Origin of the sequence: Flavobacterium algicola (assembly GCF_022399565.1) — a bacterium.
Taxonomy (GTDB): Bacteria; Bacteroidota; Bacteroidia; order Flavobacteriales; family Flavobacteriaceae; genus Flavobacterium; species Flavobacterium algicola.
The window spans coordinates 1,004,173-1,020,290 of record NZ_JAJTUT010000002.1 but is presented as its reverse complement, the minus strand read 5'-3'; the positions used below and the strand labels follow the sequence as shown (position 1 = coordinate 1,020,290).

Sequence of the window (16,118 nt, the reverse complement as noted above, 5' to 3'; positions counted from 1 at the left end):
CATAAAAAAACCGACTCTTTTAAAGTGTCGGTTTTTTTTTAGGTATGTTTTGGATTAAATATCATCCTTTTTTCGCACTTTTCTATAAACAACAAAGGCGGCACCAATAAGTAGTAACAGCCACCAAATTTTGATTAGAAATACAATCAGATCGAGTAAAACATACCAACCCGCTTTCATGGCATCAACTATTCGTATTCCAATATTCGGCTTATAATATTCGTAATCTTGTAAATTAGCAATCATTTCTTGTTTAATTGATTCATCTTGATACATCGCAATTGTTATCGTGCTAAAATCAATCTTATCTTGAATGGTTAGATTTCGATTTGCTAAACTATCTTTATTAGCTTCTTTGCTAACTAGATGGTCTTCTGCTGTGACAATATCACTTAACTTTTTCCCTTTGGTGGTTATCGCTTTTTTCAATCGATCCTCCGCTTTTGCATTTCTGCTCTGTGATTTTTGATTTGAATTCAACTGCAGAGTAACATCTTCAGCTGTAATAGTACGAAAATGTAAAAAGTTAATTTGTTTTGCAATCGCTTTAAGAACAGTGTCTAACTGTCTATTAGGAACCCGAATGGTAATATTATTTTCCACTACGTAATGAGTGGTCTCTAATGTACTGTCTTGACTTATTTTGGTTTTATAGCTACCTCTATAATTGCTTTGCAAGTTGGTATAGATTACAAATCCGTCAAATTTATTGGCTATATTTTCGATAGCATAAGTCGAATTTAATACATTTTTGACTTTGAACTTTAAATCTGCAGTTCTAATGAATTTTCTGTCGCTTCCAGGCTTATCGACCGCAGCAGAAGATGAAATAGCTTTGCCGTCTGACATCATAATTGCCATCTCCTCACTGTTTTCTTGTTTCTTGCAACCGACGAAAAGACTGAATATTACAGCGATTTGTAAACTATGTCTAAATGTTTTATTCATTGATTTTTAGTTTAATGGTTCAGATATATCTTGCTCAAAAATAATAGTGTAATTTAGTACTTTTTCTATAACTTTTAGTGTTTAGATAGTAATTTGTTAAACAAAGCCTTTTTGTATCGGTTCTTTTTGAGTAGCGCAATTATTTATTGTAATTTTGAGATTTAAACCAAAAATCAATTGAGATTAATAGTAAATAAGACCGTTGCAGACGTAAAATTGTTCAAGAAACAACTTTTGAACTGGTCGCAACAATTTCGTGAAATCACACTTTTAGACAGTAATGACTATCCCCAAGAATATGCTACTTATGACTGCGTACTTGCTGCTGATGCGTTCACTGCTATAAAAACGGATTTTCACAATGCCTTCGAAGATTTAAAACAATACCAGCAAACTACAGGAGATTGGCTTTTCGGTTATCTGACTTATGATTTAAAAAATGATAATGAAGATTTAAAGTCTAAAAATTTCGATGGATTAGAATTTCCTGATTTATTTTTCTATCAACCCAAAAGAATATTTTTTATAAAAGGGAATACTGTTGAAATAAGGTACTTGAATTTTTGCGATGATGAGTTAGAAAGTGATTTTGACGAAATTCAGAATACAACAATTTGGTCAGACATCGATAAAACAGTTTTACATATAGAACAAAGAATCTCGAAATCAGACTATCTGAACAAGGTTGGAACATTGATGCAAAACATTCAGAAAGGGAATATTTATGAAGCCAACTTTTGCATGGAATTTTATGCCAAAAAGGTTCAGATAAATCCATTAGAAACTTTTTCAAAATTAAACGAAATATCACAACCGCCTTTTTCTGTTTTTTTTAAGAATCATAAACAGTATTTGTTATGCGCCTCTCCAGAACGCTATTTAAAAAAAGTAGGGGAAGACATTATTTCGCAACCCATAAAAGGTACAGCCAAAAGATATTCAGATAAGATAGCAGATCAAAAATCTAAGTTTGAACTGGAAAACAACCCCAAGGAACGTGCTGAAAATATCATGATTACAGACTTGGTTCGGAATGATTTGTCACATACTGCACAGCGAGGTTCGGTACAAGTTAAGGCTTTATGCGAAATAAAAAGTTTTATGCAAGTGCATCAAATGATTTCAACTATTACTTCAAAGTTTGATAGCAAACATGCTGTAGTAGATTTGATTAGAAATAGTTTTCCTATGGGGAGTATGACTGGTGCGCCTAAGATTTCGGCTATGAAAATGATCGAAGAGTTAGAAGAAACCAAACGTGGTTTGTACAGTGGTGCTGTTGGATATTTTACTCCCAACGGAGATTTTGATTTTAATGTTGTGATACGAAGTATATTGTACAATCAAGAAAATAAATATGTTTCTTTTTCAGTAGGTAGCGCTATTACGTCATTGTCGGATCCTGAAAATGAATATGAAGAATGTCTACTTAAAGCAAAAGCGATGCGAGAAGTATTAGAGTAGATAAATCTTCATCGCTTATTTCTTATTTGTGACTAATAAATGATTGTAATTTTCGATAATAAATAATAAAATGTTAGAAAATTTTAAAAGACAACTCGCGGATAAATTCCCATTTCTAGAAAATAAAAAATTGCTGCTAGCTACAAGCGGTGGTCTTGATAGTATGGTCATGCTTGATTTGTTTCGAAAAGTAAATAGTGATATTGCAGTAGCACATTGTAATTTTCAGTTGCGAGCTTTGGAGAGTTTTGGAGATCAAAATTTTATTCAAGACTACGCTAGTAAATTTGATGTTCCAATATTTGTAACCCAATTTGATACTACGGCCTTTGCTAGAGATTACAAGCTTTCGACACAAGTGGCTGCTAGAGAATTGCGATACAATTGGTTTTATGAATTACTAGAGATAGAAGAATATGATTATATTTTAACTGCTCATCATGCAGATGATAATTTAGAGACGTTTTTAATAAATTTAAGCCGAGGAACAGGATTAGATGGTCTTACGGGTATACCTGAGCAAAATGGTGCAATTGTGCGCCCTCTACTGGCGTTTAGCCGTGAAGATATTTTAAACTACGCTCAATCAAACGGAATCGAGTGGAGGGAAGACAGTAGTAATGCATGTGATAAGTATCTACGAAATAAAATACGTCACGACTTGGTTCCGATATTGAAAGAACTAAACCCACAATTTATGGCGATTTTTCAGAAAACACAATCGCATTTGCAAGATGCTTCTGCGATGGTAGAAGATGCATCAACTATGGTGTACCAACAAGTAGTAAGTCAGGAGGAAGAGGTGTATTATATTGATCTAGTACAATTATTAAAATTACCCAATTATAAGTCCTATTTATACCATTGGTTAAAGGATTTTGGATTTAATTCTTGGGATGATATTTATGACCTGGTAGATAGTTTGTCAGGAAAGCAAATTTTATCGTCTGATTTTAGATTGTTGAAAGATAGAGAGCGTTTGATTTTAACTCCCATTGACACTACTGACAAGGAAGTAGAATATGTTATAGAGCAAGGAGTGGCAGGTCTTAAGATTCCCTTAAAAATGAATATTGCCAAGGTCAAGGAGATTTTTGATCCTTCGAATAAAAGTATATTTGTTGATGAAGATCGATTAGAATTTCCATTATTATTAAAGAAGTGGAATGAAGGCGCCGTTTTTCAACCCTTAGGTATGGAAGGTAAGACTAAAAAATTAAGTAAGTTTTTTAAAGATGAAAAAATGTCATTAATAGATAAAGAAAACACTTGGATATTATGGTCCGGAGATTCCATTGTTTGGATTGTAGGGAAAAGAGCAGACGAACGTTTTAAAGTTAAAGAATACACAGAAAACATATTAAATATTCAATTGGTACCATGAAAAGAATATACTTTTTATTAATCACTATGTTGGCTTTTGTCAACACAAATGCGCAAATTTTAGATCCAGCCATATGGACAACATCTATAGAGAAAAAAAATGATAACAGTTATGTTTTAAAATTTAAGGCAGTTATTGAGAAGGATTGGCACATGTATTCCCAATTCACACCAGATGGTGGTCCGCTAGCTCTTGAAGTTGAATTTAAAGATCAGAAAGGAAATTATACTCTAATAGGTAAAGCCAAAGAGAGTAAAACTAAGACAGTTTTCAACGATATCTTTGAAGTTAATGAAACATTTTTTGAAGGTAAAGCTGAAATCGAGCAAGAAATCAAACTGGTAAATTCAACTCTAAGCAGAATTGAAGTTATTTTAAACTATCAAGTTTGTAAAGAAGTGTGTATAAATCAAGAGAAAAAATTTAGTTTCTCTATTCCGATTTCAGAAAAGGAAGTAGTTGTTCCGGTAGAAGTAAAAACATTGGGTGATTCTACAACAGCAGAATCTTTAGAGCCAAGTTTAGGAGAAGCTAATGTGATGGATGTAAGTGTTCAAGATTCAGTGACCGAAAGCATAGCTGTAAATAATTCGCATGATAAAAAAGGTCTTTTTTCTATATTTATTATTGCTTTCTTATCGGGGTTTGCGGCTATTTTAACGCCATGTGTGTTTCCACTAATTCCTATGACAGTTAGTTTCTTTACGAAACAAAGTAAATCAAGAGCAGCAGGAATTAGAAATGCTATTTTTTACGGAATTTCAATTATTGTTATTTATGTTGTTTTAGGACTTGTAGTTACGACAATATTCGGTGCTGGAGCATTAAACGCGTTATCAACAAACGTATGGTTTAATTTAATCTTCTTTGCATTGCTAGTGTTTTTTGCTGTTTCTTTTTTAGGAGCATTCGAAATTGTGCTACCGAATTCATGGGCCAACAAGGTAGATTCACAAGCAGACCGTGGTGGTCTTATTGGGATTTTATTTATGGCTCTTGCACTGGCAATTGTTTCTTTCTCTTGTACAGGTCCCATTGTGGGTACCTTGCTAGTTGAGGCAGCATCTAAAGGTGGAATTGCGCCAATAGTAGGCATGTTTGGTTTCTCACTAGCACTTGCTTTACCATTTATGTTCTTCGCTTTATTTCCTGGGTTTTTACAATCCTTACCCAAATCAGGCGGCTGGTTGAATACGGTAAAAGTGGTTTTAGGATTTTTAGAATTAGCTTTAGCTTTTAAATTTTTATCGAATGCCGATTTAGTTTTACAATTGCATTTATTAGAGAGAGAGGTATTCTTAGCAATTTGGATAGCAATATTTGGGGTATTGGCATTTTATCTTTTCGGAAAGATAACAATGCCGCATGACAGCCCCTTGACGTATATTTCTGTCGGTAGAGTGGTTCTAGGTATTATCGTGTTGACATTTACAATTTATATGATTCCAGGTTTGTGGGGTGCTCCATTGAAATTGATCAGTGCTTTCCCTCCACCAGTCGAATATAGTGAGAGTCCACATGGAGTAGGAGGTTCAAATAAGTTAGACACAACTGAATTACCTGAGGGTGCAAAGAGAGGAGTCCATGGATTGACGATTTTTGAAGATTATGAGAAAGGATTAGTTTATGCTAAGGCGGTTAATAAACCTATTCTGTTGGACTTTACGGGCTATGCATGCGTTAACTGTCGTAAAATGGAAAACAATGTTTGGTCTGAGGACGCAATATTAGCGATTTTAAAAAATGATTTGGTTTTAATTTCACTCTATGTAGATGATAAACGTGCATTGCCTAAAAATGAACAAACTATTTCTAAAACTACAGGAAATGAAATAGAAACTGTTGGTGACAAATGGACCGATTTTATGATTTCACGTTATAAGACAAATACACAGCCTCTTTATGTTTTAACAAACTTAGAAGGTGAAATTTTAAATACAGTGCAGCCCACGATTAGCTATGTAGATGCAGCCAGTTATCACAAGTGGTTGACTATTGGTATTGCAAATTTTAAATAATCTTGTTTCACATCATATAAAAAGGCTTCGTTTTAAAATTTTAAAACGAAGCCTTTTTATATGAGCAAGTTCTTGATTGCATTGGTATATTTAAAAGAAATAGTGATAGGAAATTGTCAAATTTAGATATAGTGTTAAACTGCCTTTGCATCAAATTTAATCTTTGAAAAGATAATCTTCAGCAATGCGTTAATTTCAAAAGGTTTGGTAACAAAGTCATTCATGCCTGCATCTTGACAGGAGATGAGTTCTTTTTCGCCCACATTAGCTGTAAGTGCTATAATTGGAATGGTTCTTTTCTGTTTATCTTCCAATTCTCTAACATGTTTAGTTGCGGTAATACCATCCATTACAGGCATGATCACATCCATTAATACAATATCAAATTGCTGTTCTATTATTAAATTGAGAGCTTCTAAGCCATTGTATGCAACAGTAATAGTACAATTTTTTAATTTGTTGGTCAACTGCTTTTGTAACACCAGGATGTTAATTTTGTTATCATCAACTAGTAATATATTTATACGTATCTCATCTAGATTAAGACTATGACTGTCTAAATTATCTGCATTGTTCTTCACCACTGGCAACGGAATAGAAATATGAAAAGTTGTTCCTTGATTTAATATTGATGTGTAAGCAATCTTTCCGTTCATAAGGTCAATTAGACCTTTTGATATTGTTAACCCCAATCCGACACTGTTTTTAGAAGTGTTGGATGTTGCATACTTTTGAAAAAGCTTTTCGCCTAACACCTTATCAATTCCTTTACCAGTATCAGAAACATTGATCTCAAGTAAATATACGCTCTTACTTTTGGTAGCGTATGTACCGCTCACATGCATTTTTACCGACCCAACGGTGGTATATTCTATAGCATTATTTAGCAAGTTGAGAACGATTTGATTAATTCTATTTTTATCGCCATAGACATGACTCGGTAACTGCTTTGAGATATCGATTTCAAATTTTAATCCTTTCTCTAATGCTACTCTTTCATTCATTTTGAATAGTGAATTTAAAGAATTAGTCAGATTAAATTCGGAGTACTGCAGTGAAAATGCACCATCATTCAATTTTGTAAAATCTAAAATATTGTTTACCAATGCTAGTAAATGATTGGCAGAGTAATCCATTAATTCAAATAGATTCTGCTTTTCATCACTTTCTACATTGTTCTTTAAAATATCGGATATTCCTTTAATGGCGTTTAAAGGTGTTCTAATCTCGTGACTCATAATAGCAAAAAAGGACTCCTTATTTACTTGTAATTTTTTAAGTTCGATTCGAGATTCTTCTAGCTCTATATTTTTACTTTTCAAATCATTAATAATATAAGAGACTCCCCTCGTTCTAGCTGTTAATAAGACGATTAGGAACAATGATATCATGAAAAATATAAAGTAAAACAAACGATCATTGACACTACTTTCAAAATGTATTTCGTTACCATAGTCAAATCCAAAGAAGTCATAATAAATGGTGGTGACAATGATTGCAATTATTATAAACAAATAATAATATAATAATTTGGTATGTCGAATCATCGTAAGTAGTACGATTGGTGTCAAATAATTAAGCACTACAAAATTAAGAGACTTACCGTATAGCACATAAGAAAAGGTATAGTAGGTTGTCATAATTACAACTGCCATTATTGATTTTATAGCTAGGTTAAATCGCTTTGAAAAGGAGAAGTATATAAACAAAGAAATTATGGGAATAGTTCCCCAAGCGGCATAGGTAAGATCTAGGTAGAAGAGGTAAATTAAAACTGTTGTATACTGCAGTGTAAATACACCAAAGCTAAGATTGTCAATTTTATTAAATTTATAAATACTCTTGAAGTTATTAAGTGGGGTACTTTTATCCATGAAATTTATTTGTAATATTTAGTAGGTTGCTCTATAAATAGTAGGTTTAGATATAGAATAAAAATAATATGACAGTGAAAAATGTAAGTTTTTAAAGTTATAATTTATTTTGATATATAAATCGTCTGCAATATACAACTTGATATTGAAGATCGAATGATTGGACATTTTATTTAAGTGATTTCTTATGTTAATTATAGAGTTTTTATTGATTACTAAATAGTTCATGCACAATAACAACTAAATTGTGCTTGAACTATGCATTGATTTTACCTTATTTTTTTCGAATAAATTAATAAGGAAGTACTCTTTTATTTTTTACTTCTTCAAGTAATTCCGCCATTGCTAAATAAATAGCACTCGAACCACAAATGATTCCTAATCCTCCAGCAATTACATTTACTGTGTCGTTTCCTGTAGCTTTAGAGATTGTTAATAGAAGAAATAAAAGTGTAAGACTCAAAAATACAAATTGTTGTACTTTGCTACCTCCCCAAGTACCCCACCACATAAATCCAGTAAAAATCCCCCAGATTCCCAAATAACATGCGAAAAAGGATGCGGGAGTTTCTTCTGCAGCTTTAACTCCTAATGCTGGAAGCAGCAAAATGCCGACCAATGAAAGCCAAAAAAATCCATATGAAATGAATGCCGTGCCGGCGAAAGTTTTTTCTCTTTTGAAGGCCAAAATACCAGCAATAATTTGTGCAATTCCGCCATAAAATATTCCCATTGATAAAATAACGGCGCTTATGGGGAATAAACCCAGATTATGAATGTTGAGTAAAATTGTGGTCATCCCAAACCCCATTAATCCTAATGGTGCCGGATTGGCTAATTTGTGTTCCATTTCTATTTTTTTTTGGTTAGTTATTTTCAAAAATAGAATTTTTTTTACAAAAAGCTAAGAAATTAACATTAATATGAGCACAGCTCTAACTTTTTTGATTAATCTCTTTCTATATGTGCTGCAGTCCATTACGAATGGTTATTGCATTAATTTCTATGATACTGCATAAGTTTAGTAAAATAAGCAGTATTCATTTAAATCAGTGAAACGTTGTCCTGCTTTAATGTAATTCTAGTTTTTGGTAAACTATCTGGATAATTGATTTGAATGTATTCAATCATTTTTTCACGAATATACACTCTAAGATCCCAAGCTGTAGGAGAATTTTTTGCACTAACTAAAATTCTTATCTCTACAGAAGTTTCTTTTGAATCTGTGACTTGTAGGACATTTACTTTTTTGTCCCATAGTTCAGTAGTGAGCAGCAATCGGGTAAGCTCAATTCGCAACTCTTCAAACGAGATGGTATAGTCTGTATATAGAAAGATTGTGCCAATGATGTCAGCACTGTTACGGGTCCAATTTTGAAAAGGTTTTTCTAAGAAATAAGTTGAAGGAAGTACCAAGCGTCTTTTGTCCCAAATTCTAATTACAACATAAGTCAGATTTATTTCCTCTATCCAACCCCATTCATTTTCAACAAGCACAGCATCATCAATTCGGAAAGGCTGTGTAATGGCAATTTGTATTCCAGCTAACAAAGCGCCAACTACCTTTTGGGCAGATAGACCAATTATAATACCAGCTACTCCTGCCGAAGCAAAAATACCGATCCCAATTTGTCTTATATTATCAAAGGAAAGCAGGATGAGACCTGTTGTAATAAGAATGATTACAAAAATTACTACCTTCTCTAATATGTTGATTTGAGTATGTAATTTTCTTGAAATTAGATTGTCTTCGGCGGTTATATCGTACCGTTTTAAAATGTTTGTTTTCAATCTACGGAGCAAGATTATAATTAACCATGAGAAACTAGCTATTATCAAGTTGTGCTTCTGCCCAATTAGAAATGACAAATCAATCCCCGTTATATCGGCAATCCAAACAATTACAGGTTCGATTACTATAAAGAAAATTATAAGAAAGATGCTTAGGAAAAGTTGGCAATATTTTTTCATGATGCGAAATAGAATTGTTTAATGTCATAATTGAGAGACAATATTAATTGCAATAATAATTTAAAATAATTAGTAGTCTGCTTCTTTTCGAAAATACAAATAAAAAAGGAAACACTAAAAAAACTGGCAGAATCCAACAACTTTTTCGATTTAAAAAGAGAGTTTAATTGCTGTTTTAAAGAATTGAAATCTGATATTTTTTGCTTTATTATTAAAATCTATCATTCTATATCTTAAATTTTTAAATTCTACTGGCATAGATTATTGATTCTGTAGAAATGCAATTTTTGTATAATATGATTAAATAGTCGTTACAAAACGTATCCTGAGTAGGAGAGTAGCGATATGAAGTAGCTTTACTTTATTTAATATCAATTTGTAGTTGATAATTCAATAATTTGAAGTTTAAAAATCAAATTTTTTAATCAAATAGCTTAGTTAAAGTGCCGCTTATTTCATTTGTTTCATACAGTATGATAGCGTTTTTTAATGCGATTATTACGGCTTTAGTTTTAACTTAATTTTACGCTTTATTGTGGCTTTTTTGTTTAATTTGCGGTATATATTAAATTGAAAGATGAGAATTGCAATTGTTTGTTACCCAACCTTTGGAGGTAGTGGTGTTGTCGCTACAGAATTAGGATTAGAGTTAGGTCGAATGGGCCATGAAGTACACTTTATCACGTATAGTCAACCGGTACGTTTAGCGTTATTAAGTCCAAATGTACACTATCACGAAGTTAATGTTCCCGAATATCCATTATTTCATTACCAGCCATATGAGTTAGCTTTGTCAAGTAAACTAGTAGATATGGTGAAATTATATAATATCGAAATCTTACATGTACATTATGCTATCCCCCACGCCTATGCGGGTTATATGGCGCGACAAATGTTGAAAGATGAAGGAATTCATATTCCAATGGTAACTACTTTGCATGGTACTGATATTACCTTGGTGGGGAATCACCCTTATTACAAGCCTGCTGTAAGTTTCAGTATTAACAAATCTGATGTTGTAACCTCGGTTTCTCAGAGTTTGAAAGAGGATACTTATCGTCTACTAAATATCAAAAGAGATATTCATGTTATTCCAAATTTTATCGAATTAGACAAAAACACTTTAGACCCACACATACCATGCAGGCGTTCTGTAATGGCAGATAAAGGTGAAAAAATTATTACCCACATTAGTAATTTTAGAAAAGTCAAAAGGATTCCAGATATTATTCGAATTTTCGATAAAATACAACAAAAAATCCCAGCCAAATTAATGATGGTAGGAGATGGCCCAGAGAAGGAGAAAGCGGAATTATTATGTCAAGAATTGGGCATATTAGACAAAGTAATTTTCTTTGGTAACAGTAATGAGATTGATAAAATATTAAGTTATTCTGACTTGTTCCTACTACCATCCGAGACAGAAAGTTTTGGTCTTGCTGCTCTTGAGGCTATGGCTTGGGGAGTTCCTGTAATTTCTAGTAATTCAGGAGGTTTGCCGGAGGTAAATTTTGCTGGAGTTTCTGGTTATTTAAGTGATGTTGGTGAAATAGACGAGATGGCAGAAAATGCATTGAAAGTCTTGAGTGATGACGATACTCTATGTGAATTTAAGAAAAACGCATTAGAGGTCGCAAAGAAATTTGATATCAAAAATATTTTGCCACTTTACGTGAATTTGTATGAGGAGGCTTTACAAAAGTATTCTAAAAAATACTCTAAAAATAAAAAACAGAAATCAAAATCAAAGTAAGAAACGGCAAATGAAAAAATTGAGTAGTAGTTTGTTATTCTGTATTTTGATAGCGTCCTGCGGACCCAAAATCACTGATAAAGTTGCAGAACAACCTTTATTTGAGGTATTAACTCAGCAATCGACCGGAGGTGCAAATATAAAATTCTCTGAAATTTTAAGCGAACCTAATGAAATAAAAATGCTGCAGAATGATCCCGTTTTAAAGAAAAAGATTAGTGAGCATGATGTTCAAAATTCTAATTTCTTAATTTTGAACATGGGAGAGCAAATTAGTGGTGGTTACAAAATAGGAATATCGTCAGTTGAAGAAAAAAAAGATTCTATTATTGTTACTGTCAAAGAACAATTTCCTGAGCCTGACGAAATGGTTACACAGGCAATTACTTATCCGTATTGTGTGTTAAAAATAAATTCTAAAAAGCCAATAGCTATAAAATAAAAAAATGCCACTCAAGTTTTGTTGAGTGGCATTTTTATTAAAATCAATCCAGTTTTTAGAATTGGTATCTTAAAGATAACGCAACATCAGAACCGTAGTTGTTTTTGTAGTATCCTGATCCACCAAATTCTGGTCTAAAATCAAGTGAAATTAACAAAGGAATTGGAAAGTTGTATTCGATTCCAACATCTCCTGCAGCATATACAAAAGTGTTGTTGTCATCTTTGTAGCTATACGTTCCAGCACCTGCACCAACACCAGCATACCAGTTAAATCCTTGGTCTATATTCCAAACCCATTGGTAAATACCTGTTAATTTAAATGCATCGTAATCATTACTATCTCTCCAACCTAAATCTAATTCTAATCTATTGTTTGATGACAAACCTCTTTGGTATGAAACTTCACCACCAAAACCATCATTATCTCCAAATCGTAGACCTAAGGCATTTTTTGAGATGTCTTGAGCTTGAGCGCTAAATAGTAATCCCATTAGCATAACAGCAGATAAAATAAGCTTTTTCATAATTTATATAATTTATTTTTTTGACAAATCTACTTCAAATAAAGTTGCTAAATTTTATATAATAATTATATTAAATTATATAATTCACAGTTTGCTATAAATAGTTAATATTTAACTTGTTATAAATCAGTGATTTATTTAGAAAAAAGAATTGAAGCGATTAGCTTATGATTTAGAGCTTCTTCGCCGTCAGTTTCATCAATAATACCATTGTAATAGGATTTATCATATCGCATTAACTTCCATTTTTTCTTGTGATACTCCAAGGCTGTTAAATTTTCTACCCAATCTCCAGAATTTAAATAAAGAGTACTTCCGTTTTTATTGATTTTTTCAATCATTTTTGGTTCATGTATATGTCCACAGATTACGTAGTCATACTTACTCTCAATTGCTAATTCTGCGGCTGTTTCTTCAAAGTCAGAAATATGTTTGACTGCTTTTTTAACACTCGCTTTTATTTTTTTCGAAAAAGAATAAGGTTCTTTCCCGATCTTATTAAGACACCAATTCACAAATCGATTACTTAGAATTAAATAATCATAACCTAGACCGCCAAGTTTTGCGATCCATTTAGCATGATTTACAGAGGCGTCAAACACATCGCCATGAAAAATCCATGCTTTTTTATCATCAAGTTCCAGCACTAATTTATCGACTAGGGAAAAATTGCCCATATCCATGTCACTAAATTTGCGTAACATCTCATCATGATTCCCGGTGATGTAGTATACTTTTGTTCCTTTCGAAGCTAGACCTATTATTTTTTGAATAACTTTTAAATGCGATTTTGGGAAGTATGATTTTCTAAACTGCCAGATATCTATAATATCACCATTCAGTACTAGTGTATCAGGACTTATTGAGTTTAAATATTTAAATAATTCTTTTGCATGACTGCCGTAGGTACCAAGATGGGTATCTGAAATAACGACCAACTCCACTTTTCTTTTTTTCAATGTATTCTAATTTGGATTTTTACAAATTAAAAGCATTGACTGATTACATTTTGAAACTTAAAGTTAAGTTATAGCCGTCTACATTAATTCAAAGTAAAATTTTACTGCATGATTTCAAATTGATTGGATGTTTTTGTGAAATAAAGGTAATCTGCTGTTAAAATGTCTTATTTTTTGAATTAGATTGAATGTATAATCCGTATAAAATAGTATTTTTGTTCAAAACTAATTATAATGGCAGGAAATAGCTTCGGCACACTATTTAGATTAACAACATTTGGAGAATCACACGGAGAAGCCTTAGGCGGAATTATAGATGGATGTCCATCAGGAATAACTTTAGATTTAGCAGCGATTCAGCTTGAAATGTCTAGGAGAAAGCCAGGACAATCAGCTATTGTAACGCAACGAAAAGAACCAGACGATGTACAATTTTTGTCGGGTATATTCGAAGGAAAAACTACAGGAACTCCTATTGGTTTTATCATTCCAAACACCAATCAAAAGTCTGATGATTATTCTCATATAAAAGACAACTATCGACCAAGTCATGCTGATTACGTATATGATCAAAAGTATGGTGCTAGAGACTACCGTGGTGGCGGAAGAAGTTCTGCCAGAGAAACTGCAAGTAGAGTAGTAGGTGGTGCAATTGCAAAACAAATGTTACCAGAGATTAAAATTAATGCCTACGTATCTTCTGTTGGTCCGATTTATTTAGAGAAGCCGTACCAAGATTTAGATTTTTCTAAGATCGAAAGTAATCCTGTACGTTGTCCTGATGAAGCTTTGGCTGCAGAAATGGAAGAATATATACGTGAAATACGTAAAGAAGGAGATACTGTTGGAGGAACGGTAACTTGTGTGCTTCAAAATGTACCGATTGGTTTAGGTGAACCTGTGTTTGATAAATTACATGCTGAATTGGGAAAAGCAATGCTTTCTATTAACGCTGTAAAAGGTTTTGAATTTGGAAGTGGTTTTTGTGGTTCGAAGATGAAAGGTAGCGAGCACAATGATTTATACAATCCAGACGGAACAACAAAAACAAATCTTTCTGGTGGTATACAAGGAGGAATAAGCAACGGAATGGATATTTATTTCAGAGTTGCATTTAAACCTGTTGCTACCATTATGAAGAAGCAAGAGTCTCTAGATAACAAGGGTAATATTACTGAAATGACCGGAAAAGGTCGTCATGATCCATGCGTAGTTCCTAGAGCGGTACCTATTGTTGAAGCTATGGCAGCACTTGTTTTAGCAGATTTTCATTTGATAAACAAAACATATAATAAGTAATAATTAAGTACTTATTCGAAAAAGATTGATCTCGTTTTTAGATCAAATTTAAATTTATAAGAAGGGGAAGCAATAATAAAGTTATTATGCTCCCCTTTTTTTGTATCTTTTAACCAAAATTAAAATTATTACCAGAATGACAAGAAAACTAGAACTGCATTGGAAGATACTAATAGGAATGATTACTGGCTTACTATTTGGCTTGATAATGAAAAATTTGGAGCTAAATGGATTAGTAGTAGATTGGATTAAACCGTTTGGTACCATCTTTATCAATCTACTTAAAATGATAGCTGTACCACTGATTGTAGTTTCATTAATTGTTGGTCTAGCCGACTTAAAAGATATTTCAAAGCTCTCAAAACTAGGAGGTCGTACAGTTTTAATTTATTTAGGAACAACAATTTTTGCAGTAAGTTTAGGTTTGGTTTTGGCAAATATTGTAAAACCAGGAAGGTTTATAAATGGAGCTTCGAGACAAAGTTTATTGGAAAGCTTTTCTGGTGATGCATCACAAAAAATTGAGCTCGCCGAAAGAGCAAAAATGAGTGGACCGCTACAACCAATGATTGATATTGTTCCCGATAATTTCTTTCAAGCACTTTCAGACAACGGAAGCATGTTGCAAGTTATCTTTTTTGTAATCCTTTTAGGTATAGGACTTATATTAATTGAAGAAGAGAAAGCAAAACCAGTTGTAGATTTTTTTAAAGGGCTTAACGAAGTCATCATGAAAATTATAGATATTATCATGCTGTTCTCTCCTTACGGTGTATTTTCTTTAATGGCTGCTTTAATGGTCGAAATACCTGATTTTACAACTTTGGCGGCATTAGGAATTTATGGTCTTACAGTCCTCTTCGGATTGCTTATCATGATTTTTGTTCTTTATCCAACTTTATTAATGGTATTTGCAAAAGTGAATCCGATACGTTTTTTTAAAGCAATCGCGCCGGCTCAATTATTAGCGTTTTCTACTAGTTCTAGCGCTGCGACATTACCAGTAACTATGGAGTGCGTTACAGAACATGTGGGCGTAGACGAAGAAGTCTCTAGTTTTATACTCCCTTTGGGCGCTACCGTAAATATGGATGGTACTAGTATGTACCAAGCAGTTGCCGCTATATTTATTGCACAAGCAATGCTGCCACAAGCTCTAGACTTACAAACGCAATTAATGATTGTAGTTACGGCTACATTGGCATCAATAGGGTCAGCTGCAGTACCTAGTGCAGGTATGGTAATGTTGGTAATAGTCTTAGGTCAGGCAGGAATTCCAGAGGCAGGATTGGCGCTTATTTTTGCAATTGATAGGCCCTTGGATATGTGTAGAACAGTAGTAAATGTAACTAGTGATGCTACAGTAGCAACAATTGTTGCAAAATCTGTCGGTAAATTAAATCAGTTTCCACAAGATAAAAAACTGTAGAGCAATTCAAAGTACTGATTACGATGTATATTTGACTAATTTTAAAAACTC

General features: G+C 32.9%; 13 protein-coding genes. 7 read left to right on the top strand and 6 right to left on the bottom strand.

Features of this window, described 5'->3' with window-relative positions:
* Window positions 1-54 precede the first annotated feature (54 nt).
* On the bottom strand, window positions 55-948 hold the full coding sequence (locus LXH21_RS10905) for a DUF4349 domain-containing protein (RefSeq protein WP_239865664.1): 894 nt from the start codon (window positions 946-948) through the stop codon (window positions 55-57).
* Between the two features lie 177 nt (window positions 949-1,125).
* On the opposite strand from LXH21_RS10905, the gene LXH21_RS10900 reads away from it, so the two are divergent.
* From LXH21_RS10900 to LXH21_RS10890, 3 genes are all read left to right on the top strand, one after another.
* On the top strand, window positions 1,126-2,412 hold the full coding sequence (locus LXH21_RS10900) for an anthranilate synthase component I family protein (RefSeq protein ID WP_239865662.1): 1,287 nt from the start codon (window positions 1,126-1,128) through the stop codon (window positions 2,410-2,412).
* A gap of 70 nt (window positions 2,413-2,482) precedes the next feature.
* The gene (gene tilS, locus LXH21_RS10895) at window positions 2,483-3,796 is read left to right on the top strand and encodes a tRNA lysidine(34) synthetase TilS (protein ID WP_239865660.1); all 1,314 of its coding nucleotides are present in this window, start codon (window positions 2,483-2,485) and stop codon (window positions 3,794-3,796) included.
* The gene (locus LXH21_RS10890) at window positions 3,793-5,814 is read left to right on the top strand and encodes a protein-disulfide reductase DsbD family protein (RefSeq protein ID WP_239865657.1); all 2,022 of its coding nucleotides are present in this window, start codon (window positions 3,793-3,795) and stop codon (window positions 5,812-5,814) included. Before tilS ends, LXH21_RS10890 begins: the two co-directional genes overlap by 4 nt.
* Window positions 5,815-5,948: 134 nt before the next feature.
* On the opposite strand, the gene LXH21_RS10885 is transcribed toward LXH21_RS10890, so the two are convergent.
* From LXH21_RS10885 to LXH21_RS10875, 3 genes are all read right to left on the bottom strand, one after another.
* Window positions 5,949-7,688 (bottom strand): response regulator, encoded by a 1,740-nt coding sequence (locus LXH21_RS10885; RefSeq protein ID WP_239865655.1) that lies wholly within the window; start codon window positions 7,686-7,688, stop codon window positions 5,949-5,951.
* Window positions 7,689-7,980: 292 nt separating this feature from the next.
* Window positions 7,981-8,538 (bottom strand): acetate uptake transporter, encoded by a 558-nt coding sequence (locus tag LXH21_RS10880; protein WP_239865653.1) that lies wholly within the window; start codon window positions 8,536-8,538, stop codon window positions 7,981-7,983.
* A 194-nt stretch (window positions 8,539-8,732) separates the two neighbouring features.
* Complete coding sequence (locus LXH21_RS10875) at window positions 8,733-9,659, bottom strand: mechanosensitive ion channel family protein (protein ID WP_239865651.1); 927 nt, start codon at window positions 9,657-9,659, stop codon at window positions 8,733-8,735.
* A gap of 577 nt (window positions 9,660-10,236) precedes the next feature.
* Here LXH21_RS10875 and bshA point away from each other — a divergent pair.
* Together bshA and LXH21_RS10865 are read left to right on the top strand one after the other, a co-directional pair.
* Window positions 10,237-11,412 carry an N-acetyl-alpha-D-glucosaminyl L-malate synthase BshA gene (gene bshA / locus LXH21_RS10870; protein WP_239865649.1) on the top strand — a complete coding sequence of 392 codons (1,176 nt, stop codon included), beginning with the start codon at window positions 10,237-10,239 and terminating at the stop codon, window positions 11,410-11,412.
* Window positions 11,413-11,422: 10 nt separating this feature from the next.
* Window positions 11,423-11,854 carry a protease complex subunit PrcB family protein gene (locus tag LXH21_RS10865; protein ID WP_239865647.1) on the top strand — a complete coding sequence of 144 codons (432 nt, stop codon included), beginning with the start codon at window positions 11,423-11,425 and terminating at the stop codon, window positions 11,852-11,854.
* 55 nt (window positions 11,855-11,909) lie between these two features.
* Here the strand turns inward: LXH21_RS10865 and LXH21_RS10860 are convergent, their stop codons facing one another.
* On the bottom strand, window positions 11,910-12,380 hold the full coding sequence (locus LXH21_RS10860; RefSeq protein ID WP_239865645.1) for a hypothetical protein: 471 nt from the start codon (window positions 12,378-12,380) through the stop codon (window positions 11,910-11,912).
* A gap of 134 nt (window positions 12,381-12,514) precedes the next feature.
* Window positions 12,515-13,339, bottom strand: a complete 825-nt coding sequence (locus LXH21_RS10855; RefSeq protein WP_239865644.1) for a UDP-2,3-diacylglucosamine diphosphatase — start codon at window positions 13,337-13,339, stop codon at window positions 12,515-12,517.
* Window positions 13,340-13,573: 234 nt separating this feature from the next.
* On the opposite strand from LXH21_RS10855, the gene aroC reads away from it, so the two are divergent.
* Both aroC and LXH21_RS10845 read left to right on the top strand, forming a co-directional pair.
* Window positions 13,574-14,638, top strand: a complete 1,065-nt coding sequence (gene aroC / locus LXH21_RS10850; RefSeq protein WP_239865643.1) for a chorismate synthase — start codon at window positions 13,574-13,576, stop codon at window positions 14,636-14,638.
* A 136-nt stretch (window positions 14,639-14,774) separates the two neighbouring features.
* The gene (locus tag LXH21_RS10845; protein WP_239865642.1) at window positions 14,775-16,067 is read left to right on the top strand and encodes a dicarboxylate/amino acid:cation symporter; all 1,293 of its coding nucleotides are present in this window, start codon (window positions 14,775-14,777) and stop codon (window positions 16,065-16,067) included.
* The last annotated feature ends 51 nt before the right edge of the window (window positions 16,068-16,118 follow it).